This is a genomic window from Mesorhizobium sp. LNHC229A00, from assembly GCF_000502415.1.
In the GTDB taxonomy this organism is placed as follows: domain Bacteria; phylum Pseudomonadota; class Alphaproteobacteria; order Rhizobiales; family Rhizobiaceae; genus Mesorhizobium.
Genome location: NZ_AYWQ01000008.1, coordinates 132,134 through 147,742 on the forward strand (window position 1 = coordinate 132,134; position 15,609 = coordinate 147,742).

The following is a 15,609-nucleotide window of genomic DNA, read 5'->3' on the forward strand; positions in this document are numbered from 1 at the left end:
TGCCGCGTGATCGTCCGCGCGGCACAGCATTCCGGGCGATGGCTCAGGCAGCCAGCCTGGCGATCCGCTGCAACCGTCGCAACGTGGCGTCGTCCTGCAGCGCCTGCTGGAACAGCGATATCTCCTCATCAATGCGCTCACATAGGGCGGCGGTGTTCCCCTTGAGTAGGCCGCGTGTCTGCAGCAAAGCGGCAACCGGCTTCTTTGCCAACTGCCTGGCTCGGCCAAGCGCCGCTTCCTCGACGCTGCCTTCCGCGACGATCTCGGCGACGAGGCCGAGCGCCCTGGCGTCTTCGGCACAAAGCGTGTCGCCGAGACAGAAGAAGCGGAAAGCACCGGCATAACCGAGCTTCTGCGGCGCCAGGATGCTGGTTGCCGCGTCCGGCACCAGGCCGAAATCGACGAACGGCACCCGGAACGTGCTTTTTTCAGACGCGATCACCATGTCGCAATGGAACAGGATGGTGCAGCCGACGCCGACGGCATCGCCGTCGACACAGGCCAGGATCGGCTTTGGAAACGTCGCTAGCATGCGGAACATGTCGGTGACGGCGGCGATCAGCTTCTGGTGCTTGGCGGCATCCAGGAATTCGGAAAAGTCACCGCCAAGGCAGAAGCAGCCCGCTAGGCCGCGCAGCACGACGACCCGCACCTGGTCATTCTCGGCGGCTTCATGGAACGTCCTGGCAAGGCTCTCATAGGCCCTCCGGTCGAGCACCGGCCGGCCGTCATTCGACGACACGGTGACGATCAGCGTGTGGCCGCGCAGTTCTGGTTGCGGATGCGCGTTCATGACGCCCTCCTTTGACCGAACATGTCGGGATATCCCCTGGCCAGGACGGGTGCATGATGATTGCGGCGCGAACGCACCACGTCCAGCGTGTGCTCGTTGAAGGTGAGCAGCGTCGCCACGACCTGTTGGCTGCCATAGGTGCGCTGATAGCCGAGCGGCGTCGCCAGGAAGTGCAGTTGCAATGCGCGCAGCACCCACATCGGCTCGAACTCGATGATCACCTTGTCGACGCCGCGCTTCAGACCCCACTCGACGAAACCGGCTATCAATTCCGTGCCGACGGTCGAGACGCCGCGCCGGCCGTCGCGATAACCCGGAGCCACCGCATAGCGGGTCAACTCCCAGATGTTGGGACCCGCCGGCGGCGTTCCTTCGGAGAGATCGGTCAACACCTCGGTCAACAAATGCGGCCGTGTGGTCGGCAACATCCTCTGATAGCCCGCGACTTCATTGCCCCTGATGACGATCTGATGCACCGCCTCCTCATGATCGAACTGGTCGACCTCAAATCCGTCGGGGCGCCGAAGGTCCTCCCACCCCATCTCCTCGACGAATATCCGGTAGCGCAGCCGATGGACGGCCTCCCAAAGGTCGGGACGTTCCATCAATTCTTGGGTCGTAAGACAAAAAAGCATTCCGTAGTCTCCTGTGATTCAGGGGAAGATACGGCCGTGCTTTGATGCGAAAATTGCGTGATCACGTAGGCGAGAAGTTCTAGGCCTGCACGGCCGACCTAGCTAATGTAGCCGCGCCTTATCGCCTCGGCGACTGCCTGGACCCGGTTGACGGCACCGAGTTTGCTTTTGGCGTTAAGAAGATGTTTCTCCGACGTGTGCTCGGAGATGCCGAGGATTTGGGAAATCTCCCATTCGGACTTGCCGACGGCAGCCCATTGCAGGCATTCGCGTTCGCGCGGCGTCAGCTCGATGTGGTCGATCGTCGTGGTCGCCATGGTGTGGAGTTGCATGGCGCGGCCGACGGCATAGGTCGAGACCAGGGAGACCAGGCCGAACTCGGCCGCCGACAGTTCCACGGCCTCGCCCCCCAGCGACACCATGACGATTTCGCCGTCGAGCGTGATCAAGGGAAAGGCCAGCCCGTCGCGCAACTTGAAGGCGCCGGCATCGCCCATTACTTCGCCGCTGCTCTTGTCGATGCGGATGCCCTGGGCGGCTTCCCGCCACTGGAACGGCGCTTGCAGCTGTTTCATGTGACTGACGACGGGATCGTGATCGACATAGTTGCGCGTCACGTAGCGCTCGAGCCATTCGACCGGCCAGTCGCAGAGCAGCACATGCTGCTTCTGCTGGCCCGTCGGTGTGCCCGGCTGCGGAACGGTTCCGGCCATCAGCGCGGTCAGGCCGAACTCCGATGTTACGCCCAACAGTTTCTCGCAGACCGCGGCCGCCGTTCCGGCGTGCTGCAGTTGGTCTATGTATTCCAGCGTTCGATCGAACTGACCCATCGCAACATCAACCCCATGTTGCCTCATGCATTAAGTCCATGGTCCGCGCCTTCCCGGCACTTCGCCACCGACCACGGATTGCAAAGCGCCCGCTTCCGGTTGTGGTTCTCGACCCTGGTATTCCCACCAGGGCAGCCACCGCTGTTTGCAAACCGGCCGAACCATATCCTGAAATCGAAGCGTTGAAATCAAAAAGCATTGTGCCCGTACCGTTTTCGTACCAAAACCGGCACGAGCACGGGTGCGGCGGAGTTCTATCGTGGCGTTCCAATGGAGGTCCCATGTCCTGGCAGCGGCGCTCATCGCCGCATTGTCATGGGTTTCCGGCGCGGGCGCGGCGGAGCCGCAGGTGCCGGTGTTGTGGGATGCCAAGGAGCGGCTTCCCAAGCCGGACCTTGCGGCGCTGCCGCGGCTGCGGTTCCTGACGACCACGGATTTTCCGCCCTTCAATTTTCTCGACGGCGCGGGGAAGCTGTCCGGTTTCCATATCGACCTGGCCCGCGCTATCTGCGTGGAACTCGGCATCGTCGACAAATGTCAGATCCAGGCCTTGCCCTGGGTGGAGCTTCAAGGCGCCCTTGAGAGGGGCGAAGGAGAAGCTGTTATCGCCGGCATTGCCCCAACGCCACAGTCGCGCCAGACATACGCCTTCTCGCGCGCTTACCTGCAGTTCCCGGCGCGCTTCATCACTCCGAAGAACAAGGCGCTGGCGGAACCGCTCTTCGACAAATTGCACGGCAAGCGCGTCGGCGTGATATCGGGCTCGGCCCATGAACGCATGCTGCGCGACTATTTCGGCACGGTCCAGGTCGTCCCCTTCGACAAGCCGGAAGACCTATTTGGCAACCTCAAGGCCGGCAAGATCGACGCGGCCTTCGGCGATGGCATGCGCTTCGCCTTCTGGCTCGGCGGCTCCGATGCCGCCGGCTGCTGCCGCTTTGCCGGCGGCCCCTACCTGGCGCCCGAATATCTGGGCACCGGCATGGCCATCGCCACGCGAGCGGACAATCCGGCGCTGGCCGCGGCCCTCGACTACGCTCTGCAAGAGATTTCGATGAAAGGCACCTTTGCCGAATTCTACCTGCGTTATTTCCCGGTCAGTTTCTTCTGATCCGGCCCGGTCAGTTTCTTCTGATCCGGTCCGGTCAGTTTCTTCTGATCCGGTTCCGGTCAGCTTTTCTGATCCGGCCGTAACCTCGTCAGGTCAGAGTTCGCAGCCTTGCCTTGGCCGCACGGCCGATGGCCGCCACGGTCAGCGTGTCGAGATCGAGCTTACGACGGATCAACTGCAGCACCCGCACTTCCTCCAGCCGCATCTCCAGATCGACGGCGGCCACTTCGAAAGCCGCGGCATAGGCAGTGTCGCGCAACCGGTCCGGCAGCGCCTCCGAGACCTGGGTCAGGACACCTTCGAGCCCACCCTTCTCATGCAGCATCGTCTGGCAGGCCTGCGCCACGGCAACCAGCCGGTCTTGCTTGAAATCCTCAAACACCGGCCACGAGCGGACAACCTCGCCGATCCTGGCCAGTTCGACATCGGTCATGTCCCGGTCGGAGGCCGAAGTGATGACCATCAGATAGATCAGGGCTTCGTGCGGGGTGGGCGAAAGCATTCTTTACTCCTTGAACGGGGCCCCGAACGTAGGAAGGGGAGCCTGAGGCGGCAAGGAAAAAGCGCCCGACGCGTTGACGCTCCGGCCACGCACGCCTAGAGACCGGTTGAAAATGCACTTTTGCGGCTATTGCCGGGATACAATCTGGAAAACTGTGACATGGCGGGATCAAACATCATCGATCTCAATCCCGAACTGCTGACGGCCGCGGCCGAGAGCAAGGCATGGCCGTTCGAGGAAGCCAAAAAGATCATCGAGCGCTACAAGGGCGCCGACTTCCCCGAAACGATCCTGTTCGAGACCGGCTATGGACCGTCGGGCCTGCCGCATATCGGCACGTTCGGCGAAGTGGCCCGCACCTCGATGGTGCGCCATGCGTTCCGCGTGCTGACGCAGGACAAGGTCGCAACCAAGCTGCTGTGCTTTTCCGACGACATGGACGGCATGCGCAAGATACCCGACAGCGTGCCGGATCGCGCAGCGATCGAGCCATATCTGCACAAGCCACTGTCATCGGTGCCTAACCCCTTCGGCGGCGACTATGCGAGCTTCGCCGACCATAACAATGCGATGCTCTGCCGCTTCCTCGACACGTTCGGCTTCGATTACGAATTCGCCAGCGCGACGCAGTACTACAAGTCAGGCCGTTTCGACGCGATGCTGTTGCGCGCCGCCGAACGCTACGACCAGATCATGGCGGTCATGCTGCCGACGCTCGGACCTGAGCGGCAGGCGACCTACAGCCCCTTCCTGCCGATCTCGCCAAAGAGTGGGCGCGTGCTTTACGTTCCCATGAAGCAAGTCGACGCCAAGGCCGGCACCATCACCTTCGACGATGATGGCACCGAAACCACGCTGCCGGTCACCGGCGGCCGCGTGAAGCTGCAGTGGAAGCCGGATTTCGGCATGCGCTGGGCGGCACTCGGCGTCGATTTCGAGATGTTCGGCAAGGACCATCAGACCAATGCAGTGGTCTATGACCGCATCTGCAACATACTGGGCGGGCGGGCGCCGGAGCATTTCGTCTACGAACTGTTCCTCGATGAGAATGGCCAGAAGATCTCCAAGTCGAAAGGCAACGGCCTGACCATTGACGAATGGCTGACCTATGCACCGACCGAGAGCCTGGGGCTCTACATGTACCAGCGCCCGCGGCAGGCCAAGAAACTCTATTTCGACGTCATCCCGCGGGCCGTGGACGAATATTACACCTTCCTCGCCGCCTATCCCCGCCAGGAGTGGAAGGAGCGGCTGGGTAATCCGGTCTGGCATATGCATGACGGCAACCCGCCCGCCGTCGACATGCCGGTGCCGTTCTCGTTGCTGCTCAACCTTGTCAGCGCCTCCAATGCGCAGAACAAGGATGTGCTGTGGGGTTTCATCTCGCGCCATGTCGCGGGCGTGACTCCGGCGACCCATCCCGAGCTCGACCGGCTGACGGGCTATGCGATCCGCTATTTCGACGATTTCGTGAGGCCGTCGAAAACCTTTCGCCCGGCCGACGAGGTCGAGCGCGAAGCGCTGGTGGGCCTGGAAAAGGCACTTGGCGACTTGCCGGCGGGCGCCAGCAGCGAAGCGATCCAGAACGCTTCGCTCAACGTGGCGCGCAAGATCGAACGCTACCAGGATCATTCCAAGCAAAGTCCGGAAGGTGGCCCGGGTGTTTCAGGCGCCTTCTTCCAGATGATCTACCAGGTGCTGATCGGCCAGGAGCGTGGCCCTCGCTTCGGTTCGTTTGCCGCGCTCTATGGCGTCGCGGAGACCCGCTCGCTCATTCAGAAGGCGCTGGCTGGTCAGCTGGCTTGAGGACGCCGCCGTCCTCCTCCAGGATCGAACCCGGCGCCTGGGGCGCCGGGGCGGGTGCGGCCGGCACCGCCGAGATGCCGGCAAGATTCGGCCCCGACGCGAAAATGCCTTTCTTGGCGCTTTGTGCCTTGTCACCGGCCTCGACATAGGGCCCGTCCTTGGCGGCACGCGCCCAGCCGTTCTCGACCAGCCATTGCCCGACATCATGCTTGCCGATCCGGCACTCCGCCGCGACCCGATCGCGTCCGCCTTCAGGCGGCACCGTGCAAACCACCGCACGGCCGCGCAGGAAGGCACGGAATGCCGTACGCGCGCGGATACCGCACGGCCAGGATTTGCCGTCGGTGGTGCAGGTCTCGTCCTGCCTGACGACGTCGATGCCGGAGATCGCGACCGAATAGCCCTTCGCCTCGATCAGGCCGGCGGCCGGAGCGACCGGCTGGAACAGCTTTGTGCCGTTCCAGTCGTCGGGCATTTTCGGCGCGGGCGGCACGGCGAGCGCCAGCTTGCTCAACGGCGCACGGGGCTCGACCCGCTCGAGGTCGCCGGTGGGCAGTTCCGGCGGCGCGACCACGTCCGGGTCGATCGCCCGCGAATGCACCGCCGGCTTTGGCGGTTGCGCGGGTGCTCGAATTGCTGAGGTGGACGGTTCCTCGGGCGTCGCATTCCTATCTGCCTCAGCGGTAGTGTCGGCGCTGGGATCGATCTGATCCACCGCAACAGTGCTTTCGCTGCCTTTCAACGTGCGCCCGCCGGCAACGACCAGCGCCGCCATCGCCGGGACCATCAAAACCGCCAGGACAAGATGAGGAAGTCGCACCCGTCGCACCTATTGGCTTGCCCAGACGATCCGCGCCACCCACTCGACCTCGCGCATGGGGATGTCGCGGTCCGGATGCTCCGGATTGAGCGAGACCAGCGCGATCGACTTGACTGTCTGGCGCTCGAGCACCTTGGCCATCACCTCGCCCGATGTGGTCTTGACGACGACGCGATCACCCTTGCGGGTGGCCGCACCCGGCTCGACGATGAGGACGTCGCCGTTGCGGTAGAGCGGCAGCATGGAATCGCCCTGGACCTGCAGCGCATAGGAACTTTCGGTCGATTGCGCGGGCAATTCGACGAGATCCCAGCCCTGCCCCGCCGGAAAGCCGGCATCGTCGAAGAAGCCGCCAGCGCCGGCCTGGGCAAAGCCTAGCAGCGGCACCGCGCGCCGGCTGGCGGGCGATGCGCCACGGCCTTCGATCAGCCCGGTGAATTCGTCCAGCGAAGCGCCCGTCGCCTCGATGATCTTGGCCAGCGATTCGGTCGAAGGCCAGCGCGGCCGGCCGTCGGACGAGAGGCGTTTCGATTTGTTGAAGGCGGTTGAATCAAGTCCCGCGCGCCTTGCCAGACCCGAAGCCGAAAGCGAATAGCGCTCGGCAAGAGCATCGATGGCAGCCCAGACTCGGTCGTGCGAGAGCATGACGTGCTCTCCTTCGAAACAGGAAAAAATGCCTCTTCCTGTCTAACGCGCAACCGCTGCGTTGTCCACCAGCGCGGCCGATGGATCACGAACAAAACGGTGTGCCGCAACGACGGCACAGTGTCATGGCCGAAGCCGCTATCCGGCTAATGCCGCCATCGCCCTCGGGAGGCCTTTCTTGAGCTCGTCGACGTTCATCACAGGGATCAGCTCGACGGTGGCATTGAAAGCGAAGAAGAACCGCTCGGCGACATAGGGCATGTCCGAACTGTCCTTTACCTCCAGGAAAAGGTAGGCCGTCCGCCAACCACCCTCAGCTGTAAAATAGGTGGCCTCCGGCTTGAGATCGGACAAGGTTTGCTCGATGACCTTGCCCATGCTGCCGTCCTTGATCGCCTTGTTGCCTTCCTCGGCCGGGATGGAAACTCTCAGCATCATACGCATGATGATTACTCCTCCGCCAACATCATGTTAGCGATACCTAATGTACCAGCCCGCGCTTGGTTTGGGAAAGTCGATCGGGTTGATCAGCCGGACGATTTGGCCAGGCCGCGCAGTCCCTGGTGCGACGTCATGAAAATGCGTTCCGCCTCGGTCGGTGGCCGCGGGTTCACCGCACGGCCAAGTGCGGCGACAACCGCGTCAATGTCGAGGAAGCGGCGCGCCTTGCGGTCGTAGACACCGGCCGTGGTCATGACCAGGGCGGCGGTCTCGCCATTGTCGAGGACGAAGCGGTGCTTGCCGATGACCTGGGTGCCTTCCCATGTCTCGATCGAGGACACCACTTCGAAGCGGCGCCACAGCCGGATCTCGCGGGCGTAGACGGCCTGCAGCCCGCCCATCATCGGCGCCCAGCCATTATTCCTCGCCAGCGTGATGAGGCCGGCGCGGACAAACAGGTCGACGCGGCCAAGGTCGGCCAGCATCATGTAGCGCGCATTGTTGAGATGGGCGTTGAAGTCGATGTCGGTCGGCAGGCAGCGAAAGGCCAGCCGACCTTCACCGCCCATCATGTAAGGGCCACGGCCTCGCGCCGTGGCCAGCATGCGCGTCATGCGCGCCCAGACATACATGACGCTCTGTCAGGCTGCCTGCTTCACATCGCCCTTGGCATAGGGATCGAAGCGTTCGTAGAAGGTCTCACCTTTCTCGGCCATGTCGAGGAGCAGCTTGGGCGCCTTGAACTCGGCGCCATACTTCTTCTGCAGCGCCCTGGCGATCTTGACGAATTGTTTGGCGCCGATGCCGTCGATATAGGACAGCGCGCCGCCGGTGTAGGGCGCGAAGCCGAAGGCCAGGATCGAGCCGACATCGGCCTCGCGTGGATCGGTGACGATGCCCTCTTCCATCACGCGCGCCGCTTCGAGCGCGATGGTGACCAGCAGGCGCTGCTGCAGCTCCTCATAGTCGACCTTCTCGGCCGCGAGCTGCGGATAAAGGTCCTTGAGGCCGGGCCACAGCTTCTTCTTGGCCGGCTTGGCCGGGTAGTCGTAAAAACCCTTGCCATTCTTGCGGCCGAAACGGCCATGATCGTCGACCATGGTGTTGATCAGCGCCATCTGCCTGGGGTCGACGGCCTTTTCGCCGAGATCCCTGATGGTCTGCTTCATGATCTTCTGGGCAAGGTCGATGGCCGTCTCATCGGTCAGCGCCAAGGGACCGACCGGCATGCCGGCGGCCTTGGCCGCATTCTCGATCATCGGCGCGGGCACGCCTTCGATCAGCATCTTGTAGGCTTCCGACATGTAGCGCAGCACGCAGCGATTGACGTAGAAGCCGCGCGTGTCGTTGACGACGATCGGGGTCTTCTTGATGGCCCGCACGAAGTCGATCGCGGTGGCAAGGGCCTTGTCGCCGGTTTTCTTGCCAAGGATGATCTCGACCAGCATCATCTTGTCGACCGGCGAGAAGAAGTGGATACCGATGAAATTCTTCGGCCGCGCCGAATTCCTGGCGAGGCCGGTGATCGGAATGGTCGAGGTGTTCGAGGCGAAGATCGCCGACGATTTCAACACGGCTTCCGCCTGTTCGGTAGCGGCCTTCTTGACGGCGGAATCCTCGAACACGGCTTCCACAACGAGATCACAGCCGGCGAGGTCGGCATAGTCTGCCGTCGGCGTGATCAGAGACAAGAGCTTGTCCTTGTCCTCGGGCTTGGCACGACCCTTCTTGACCTGATCCGAGATCAGGCCATCGGAATGCGCCTTGCCCTTTGCGGCCGCCTCCATGTCCCGGTCGAGCAGCACCACCGGAATGCCGGCCTTGGCGGTGACATAGGCGATGCCCGCGCCCATGAAGCCAGCGCCAAGGATGCCGATCTTCTTGAACTTGGTGTCCGGCACGCCGGCCGGGCGGCGTGCGCCCTTGTTCAGTTCCTGCAGCGACACGAACAGCGAGCGGATCATCGCCGCCGCTTCCTTGGTCTGCATGATCTCGGTGAAATAGCGCTGCTCGATCCTGAGCGCCGTGTCGAAGGGCACCAGAAGGCCCTCATAGACGCATTTCAGGATCGCCGCGGCGGCGGGGTAATTGCCATGGGTCTCGCGGCGCAGGATGGCGATGGCCGGCGGCCACAGATTGGCGCCCGCCGCCGAATAGATTGGGCCGCCGGGCAGCTTGAAACCTTTCTCGTCCCACGGCGCCACCGGCTTGAGGCCGTTCCTGATCATTGCCTTGCCGGTCTCGACCAGCTTGGCGGGTTCGGCGATCTCATGGATCAGGCCCATCGCCTTCGCCTTCTGCGGCGACAGGGTCTGGCCGGAGGTCAGCATTTGCAATGCCTGCTGCTGGTCGGTCAGCCTCGGCACACGCTGGGTGCCACCGGCACCGGGGAAGATGCCGATCTTCACCTCGGGCAGTGCCATCCTGACCTTGTCGGAGTCGGCCGCGACGCGGCCATGGCAGGCGAGCGACATTTCGAAGGCGCCGCCCATGCAGGTGCCGTTGATCGCCGAGACCCATGGCTTGCCGCAGGTCTCCAGCTTGCGGAACAGGCCGGTCATGATGCCGGCGTTGTCGAACAGCGCCTTGGTCGCTTTTTCGACATCCTTGGCCTTGTCCGTGGCGAAGGTGGTCAGCATCTTCTGCAAGAGGGTGATGTCGGCGCCGCCGGAGAAGGTGTCCTTGCCGGAGGTGATCACCGCGCCCTTGATGGCGGCGTCGCCGGCCACGTTGTCGACGATGGCATTCAACTCGCGCATCACCTCTTCGGTGAAGACGTTCATCGAGCGGTCCGGGCTGTTCCAGGTGACCAACGCGATGCCATCGGCGTCGATGTCGAGGGTGAAATTGGTGTAGCTCATCGTTCTCTCCCCGTCAGACGCGTTCGATGATGGTTGCGGTACCCATGCCGGCGCCGATGCACAGGGTGACCAGCGCGGTGGTCAAGTCACGACGCTCGAGTTCGTCCAGCACCGTGCCAAGGATCATCGCGCCGGTGGCGCCGAGTGGATGGCCCATGGCGATGGCACCGCCATTGACATTGATTTTGTCGTGCGGGATCTCGAAGGCCTGCATGTAGCGCAGCACCACCGAGGCGAAGGCCTCGTTGAGCTCGAACAGGTCGATGTCCGACAGCTTCATCTTTGCGCGCTTCAACAGTTTCTCGGTGACGTCGACCGGGCCGGTCAGCATCAGCACCGGCTCGGAGCCGATGTTGGCGAAGGTGCGGATGCGCGCGCGCGGCTTGAGACCCATCGCCTTGCCGGCCTTCTTCGAGCCGAGCAGCACGGCCGCCGCGCCATCGACGATGCCGGACGAGTTGCCGGCGTGGTGGACGTGGTTGACCTCCTCGACCTCCGGATGCTTCTGCACCGCCACCGCGTCGAAGCCGCCCATTTCACCGGGCATGACGAAGGACGGGTTGAGCGAGGCAAGCGACTGCATGTCGGTCGATGGCCGCATATGCTCGTCATGGTCGAGAATGGTGAGACCATTCTGGTCCTTGATCGGGATGACCGAGTTCTTGAAGCGGCCATCGGCCCAGGATTTCGCGGCGCGCTTCTGGCTCTCGACCGCGTAAGCGTCGACGTCGTCGCGCGAGAAGCCGTATTTGGTGGCGATCAGGTCGGCCGAAATGCCTTGCGGCACGAACCAGCCGGGCAGGCCTACCGAAGGATCCATGAACCAGGCGCCGCCGGACATGCCCATGCCGACGCGCGACATGGATTCGACGCCGCCGGCAATGACGATTTCATCGGCGCCTTGCGCGATCTTGGCGGCGCCGAAATTGATGGCGTCCAAGCCGGAGGCGCAGAAGCGCGAGATCTGCATGCCAGGTGCCTTGGTGTCGTAGCCGGCCTCGAAGGCTGCGGCGCGCGGTATGACGGAACCCGCCTCGCCGACCGGGTCGACGCAGCCGAAGATGATGTCGTCGACGTTTGCAGTGTCCAGCCCGTTGCGGTCGCGCAGGGCCTCGAGCGTCCTGGCGGCGAGCCGCACCGCCGGCACTTCGTGCAGCGATCCGTCCTTCTTGCCCTTGCCGCGCGGCGTACGCACGGCGTCATAGACATAAGCTTCGGTCATTTTCATGCTCCCTGGGTTCGCTGAAAAGCTGCTCAGAGCGAGCGTCCGATCAGCAATTTCATGATCTCGTTGGTGCCGCCATAGATGCGCTGGACGCGGGCGTCGCGGAACATGCGGGCGATCGGATATTCATTCATGTAGCCATAGCCGCCGTGCAATTGAAGGCATTCGTCGACGACTTTGCCCTGGAGGTCGGAGAGCCAGTACTTGGCCATCGAGGCGGTCACCGGATCGAGGCCGCCATTGATGTGGCGAGTGACGCAGTCATTGTAGAAGACGCGGCCGACGGTGGCCTCGGTCTTCAACTCGGCCAGTTTGAACTGTGTGTTCTGGAAATCGATGATCGCCTTGCCGAAGGCCTTGCGCTCCTTGACGTAGTCGATGGTCAGCGCCAGCGCCCGTTCGATCATGGCGATCGCCCCGGTGCCGATCTGCAGACGCTCCTGCGGCAATTGCTGCATCAACTGGACGAACCCCTGTCCCTCTTCATGGCCGAGCAGGTTGGAGGTCGGCACACGGACGTCGTTGAAGAACAACTCCGACGTGTCGTTGGCCTTCAGCCCGATCTTGTCGAGGTTTCGGCCGCGTTCGAACCCCTCGACCTCCTCGGTCTCGATGACCATCAGCGAGGTGCCCTTGGCGCCCTTCTCCGGATCGGTCTTGGTGACGACGATGATGAAGTTCGCCAGCTGGCCGTTGGTGATGAAGGTCTTGGAGCCGTTGATCTTGTACTGGTTGCCATCCTTCTCGGCACGGGTCTTGACACCCTGCAGGTCGGAACCGGCGCCGGGCTCGGTCATGGCAATGGCGCCTATCAGTTCGCCGGTGGCGAGCCTGGGCAACCATTTCTTCTTCTGCTCTTCCGAACCGTAATGGAGGATGTAGGGGGCGACGATCGAATTGTGCAGGCCGATGCCGAAACCGTCGACGCCGACATGACCGATCGCCTCGATGATGGCGCTCTCATGCGCGAAGGTGCCGCCGGAGCCGCCATATTCCTCCGGCATGGACGCGCAGAGCAGGCCGGCGGAACCAGCCTTGAGCCAGCTTTCGCGGTCGACCATCTCGTTCTTCTCGAACTCGTCGTAGCGCGGCGCTATCTCCTCCGACATGAAGCGGGTCGCCATGTCGTAGAGCATGCCGACCTCGTCGGCCGCCCAGGCTGGTTTCGGCAAAGAGAGCACTTCGGCGGGATTTGTCGCCACGATTTCCTCCGCGTATCGACAGACAGAAAGGCTAGCGAGACGGAGTTTAGAACGCTTCCGCCGGCAGGGCCATCAGCGCATCGGCACCACTCGAAATACGGGCGAGGTGCGCCGAGGTCTCCGGCATGATCCGCTCCATGAAGAAGCGCGCCGTCACCACCTTGTTATCGTAGAAAGATTGGGAGCCGTTGGCATCCGTCCTGCCCTGTGCCGCCTTGGCCATCCGCGCCCACATGTAGCCCAGCGCGACGAGGCCGAAGAGATGCATGTAGTCGGTCGAGGCCGCACCGGCATTATCGGGCCTGGCCATGCCATTCTGCAGCAGCCACATGGTCGCCGCCTGTAAATCGTTGAGGCCCTTCTTCAGACCCTTGGTGAAGGGCGCCATCTTTTCGTCCGCGCGGTTTTCCTCGCAGAATTCGCCGACCTCCTTGAAGAAGGCCTGGATGGCGCGGCCGCCGTTCAGACCGAGCTTGCGGCCGACGAGGTCGAGCGCCTGAATGCCGTTGGCGCCTTCATAGATCATGGCGATGCGGGCATCGCGCACGAACTGGCTCATGCCGTGCTCTTCGATATAGCCGTGACCGCCGAACACCTGCTGCGCCATGACGGCGTGGTCGAAGCCCTTGTCGGTCAGCACGCCCTTGACCACCGGCGTCATCAGGCCGGTGTAGTCGTCGGCCGCCTGGCGGTCCTTGTCGTCGGCGGAGCGGTGCGCGATATCGGACTTGATCGCCGTCCACAGCGCCAGCGCGCGGCCGGCCTCGTTGAACGCCTTCATGGTCATCAGCGAGCGGCGAATGTCGGGATGAACGATGATCGGGTCGGCCTTCTTGTCCGGCGCCTTCGGGCCTGACAGCGAGCGACCCTGCAACCGGTCCTTGGCATAGGCGGCGGCATTCTGGTAGGCGATCTCCGACAGCGAGAGGCCCTGAAGGCCGACGCCGAGGCGGGCCTCGTTCATCATCGTGAACATCGCCTTGAGGCCGCCATTGGCCTCCCCCAGCAGCGTGCCTTCGGCCTCATCATAATTCATGACACAGGTCGAGTTGCCGTGGATGCCCATCTTCTCCTCGATCGAGCCGCAGGAGACGGTGTTTCTCGTCCCCGGATTGCCCGAAGCGTCGAGCTTCAGCTTGGGCACGATGAACAGCGAAATGCCCTTGACGCCCTCCGGCGCGCCTTCGATGCGGGCCAGCACCAGATGGACAATGTTGTCCGACATGTCGTGCTCACCGGCCGAGATGAAGATTTTCTGGCCTGAAATCCTGTAGGTGCCGTCGCCGTTCGGCACCGCCTTGGTGCGCAGCAGGCCAAGATCGGTGCCGCAATGCGGCTCGGTCAGGTTCATGGTGCCGGTCCAGCTGCCCTCGACCATCCTGGGCAGCCAGGTCGCCTTCTGCTCGTCGGTGCCGTGGGTGATGATGGCGGCGATCGCGCCCTGCGTCAGGCCCGGATACATCATCAGCGACATGTTGGCCGACACCATGTATTCAGCCACCGCCGTGTGCACGGCATAGGGCAGGCCCTGGCCGCCGAACTCGACGGGGGCCGCCAGGCCCATCCAGCCGCCTTCGCGATACTGGTCGAAGGCTTCCTTGAAGCCCCTGGGCGTGGTCACCGAGCCGTCGTCGTGGCGCACGCAGCCCTCCATGTCGCCGACACGGTTCAGCGGATGCATGACATTCTCGGCGAGCTTGGCCCCTTCGGCGAGAATTGCCTCGAGCACGTCAGGCGTCGCGTCGGCGAATCCGGGAAGGTTCGAATAGCGCTGATAACCGAGCACCTCGTTGAGCACGAACAGCGTGTCCTGGACCGGGGCCCTGTAGATCGGCATGCTTTTCCTCCACCATGCGGATTGACCCCGAAATCAAGCCGGGCGCGGCAAGCGGGCCAATGTCGAAGCCGCAATAGCAAATATTGACGTTTGCGTAAACGTCAATGTTTCCGGCGCGGCGAGATTTCTGTCGCCACGAGCGTAGTGAGCTTGGCGCAACTGCAATGCGCAAGCCAGCGCGAAGCAGGCAGGCCAGACAGCGAAAGCCGCGCGGCATGGCCACGCGGCTTTATGGTGAAGGGTCCGACAGTATCGGAGGGCGGCTTAGCTCGCGACGCTCGCTTGCGGCGCCGAACGCTCGGCCAGCATCTGACGCACCGCCGACATCGAGCCGCCGAGCTCATTGATGGCGTCGTCGATCAGCGCCCGCTGCTTCTGCAGGCGAGCGAGCTGCTTTTCCGACTTGTCCAGCGCCAGCCGCAACTGCTTGGTGTTGGAACCGGTCGGATCATAGAGGTCCATCATCTGCTTGACGTCGCGCAACGAGAACCCAACCTTGCGGCCGAGCAGGATCAGCTTCAGCCTGGCCTTGTCGCGGCGCGTATAGAGACGGGTCGAACCGTCGCGCTGGGGATTGAGCAGGCCCTTGTCTTCATAGAAACGCAACGTGCGCAGCGTCACGCCGTACTTCTTGGCCATCTCGCCGATGCGGGAGAGATCCTCGCCGGCTTCAACGGTTGCATTATTGGTATTGGCCGCGGTCTCGCCGGCCGAGATAAGCTTCATGGTCACTGGCTTCCCCGTCTGGTGGCGTCGCGGTCCCGGACCATGCGTCGCCTGACTGGAAGCGGGGGCGTGCTTCCGGCCGTGGTTTCTACAAACAAATCGTAAACAGCGCAGTTGATGCGCCATTTACGTTTACGTCAATTCTATACCGGTAGCCGCCTCATGACGCAAGGGC

General features: G+C 63.0%; 15 protein-coding genes. 2 read left to right on the top strand and 13 right to left on the bottom strand.

Annotation, left to right across the window (positions count from 1 at the left end):
- Nucleotides 1-43 precede the first annotated feature (43 nt).
- The 3 genes from X742_RS151890 to X742_RS151880 form a co-directional block, all read right to left on the bottom strand.
- On the bottom strand, nt 44-793 hold the full coding sequence (locus tag X742_RS151890) for an enoyl-CoA hydratase-related protein (RefSeq protein WP_023772990.1): 750 nt from the start codon (nt 791-793) through the stop codon (nt 44-46).
- Complete coding sequence (locus X742_RS151885) at nt 790-1,428, bottom strand: acyl-homoserine-lactone synthase (protein WP_023772991.1); 639 nt, start codon at nt 1,426-1,428, stop codon at nt 790-792. The genes X742_RS151890 and X742_RS151885 overlap by 4 nt, the downstream gene beginning before the upstream one ends.
- A gap of 98 nt (nt 1,429-1,526) precedes the next feature.
- Nucleotides 1,527-2,258, bottom strand: a complete 732-nt coding sequence (locus X742_RS151880) for a LuxR family transcriptional regulator (protein WP_023772992.1) — start codon at nt 2,256-2,258, stop codon at nt 1,527-1,529.
- A 259-nt stretch (nt 2,259-2,517) separates the two neighbouring features.
- Here X742_RS151880 and X742_RS151875 point away from each other — a divergent pair, with 259 nt between their 5' ends.
- Complete coding sequence (locus X742_RS151875) at nt 2,518-3,369, top strand: transporter substrate-binding domain-containing protein (RefSeq protein WP_023772993.1); 852 nt, start codon at nt 2,518-2,520, stop codon at nt 3,367-3,369.
- 88 nt (nt 3,370-3,457) lie between these two features.
- Here X742_RS151875 and X742_RS151870 read toward each other — a convergent pair whose 3' ends face one another.
- On the bottom strand, nt 3,458-3,871 hold the full coding sequence (locus X742_RS151870; RefSeq protein ID WP_023772994.1) for a tellurite resistance TerB family protein: 414 nt from the start codon (nt 3,869-3,871) through the stop codon (nt 3,458-3,460).
- 159 nt (nt 3,872-4,030) lie between these two features.
- On the opposite strand from X742_RS151870, the gene X742_RS151865 reads away from it, so the two are divergent.
- Entirely contained in the window at nt 4,031-5,677 is a 1,647-nt protein-coding gene (locus tag X742_RS151865) for a lysine--tRNA ligase (protein WP_023772995.1), read from the top strand.
- On the opposite strand, the gene X742_RS151860 is transcribed toward X742_RS151865, so the two are convergent.
- The 9 genes from X742_RS151860 to X742_RS151820 form a co-directional block, all read right to left on the bottom strand.
- Entirely contained in the window at nt 5,643-6,497 is an 855-nt protein-coding gene (locus X742_RS151860; protein WP_348524176.1) for a thermonuclease family protein, read from the bottom strand. The two genes, X742_RS151865 and X742_RS151860, sit on opposite strands and share 35 nt — an antisense overlap.
- Before the next feature lie 9 nt (nt 6,498-6,506).
- Nucleotides 6,507-7,142 (bottom strand): helix-turn-helix transcriptional regulator, encoded by a 636-nt coding sequence (locus tag X742_RS151855; RefSeq protein ID WP_023772997.1) that lies wholly within the window; start codon nt 7,140-7,142, stop codon nt 6,507-6,509.
- A 138-nt stretch (nt 7,143-7,280) separates the two neighbouring features.
- On the bottom strand, nt 7,281-7,586 hold the full coding sequence (locus X742_RS151850; RefSeq protein WP_023772998.1) for a hypothetical protein: 306 nt from the start codon (nt 7,584-7,586) through the stop codon (nt 7,281-7,283).
- Between the two features lie 83 nt (nt 7,587-7,669).
- Nucleotides 7,670-8,215 carry a thioesterase family protein gene (locus tag X742_RS151845; RefSeq protein WP_023772999.1) on the bottom strand — a complete coding sequence of 182 codons (546 nt, stop codon included), beginning with the start codon at nt 8,213-8,215 and terminating at the stop codon, nt 7,670-7,672.
- A gap of 9 nt (nt 8,216-8,224) precedes the next feature.
- Entirely contained in the window at nt 8,225-10,444 is a 2,220-nt protein-coding gene (locus tag X742_RS151840) for a 3-hydroxyacyl-CoA dehydrogenase NAD-binding domain-containing protein (RefSeq protein WP_023773000.1), read from the bottom strand.
- A gap of 13 nt (nt 10,445-10,457) precedes the next feature.
- Entirely contained in the window at nt 10,458-11,666 is a 1,209-nt protein-coding gene (locus tag X742_RS151835; RefSeq protein WP_023773001.1) for an acetyl-CoA C-acetyltransferase, read from the bottom strand.
- Nucleotides 11,667-11,698: 32 nt separating this feature from the next.
- Entirely contained in the window at nt 11,699-12,871 is a 1,173-nt protein-coding gene (locus X742_RS151830) for an acyl-CoA dehydrogenase family protein (RefSeq protein WP_031248071.1), read from the bottom strand.
- 46 nt (nt 12,872-12,917) lie between these two features.
- Entirely contained in the window at nt 12,918-14,708 is a 1,791-nt protein-coding gene (locus tag X742_RS151825; protein WP_023773003.1) for an acyl-CoA dehydrogenase, read from the bottom strand.
- Between the two features lie 264 nt (nt 14,709-14,972).
- Nucleotides 14,973-15,434, bottom strand: a complete 462-nt coding sequence (locus tag X742_RS151820; protein WP_015319311.1) for a MerR family DNA-binding transcriptional regulator — start codon at nt 15,432-15,434, stop codon at nt 14,973-14,975.
- Nucleotides 15,435-15,609 lie beyond the last annotated feature (175 nt).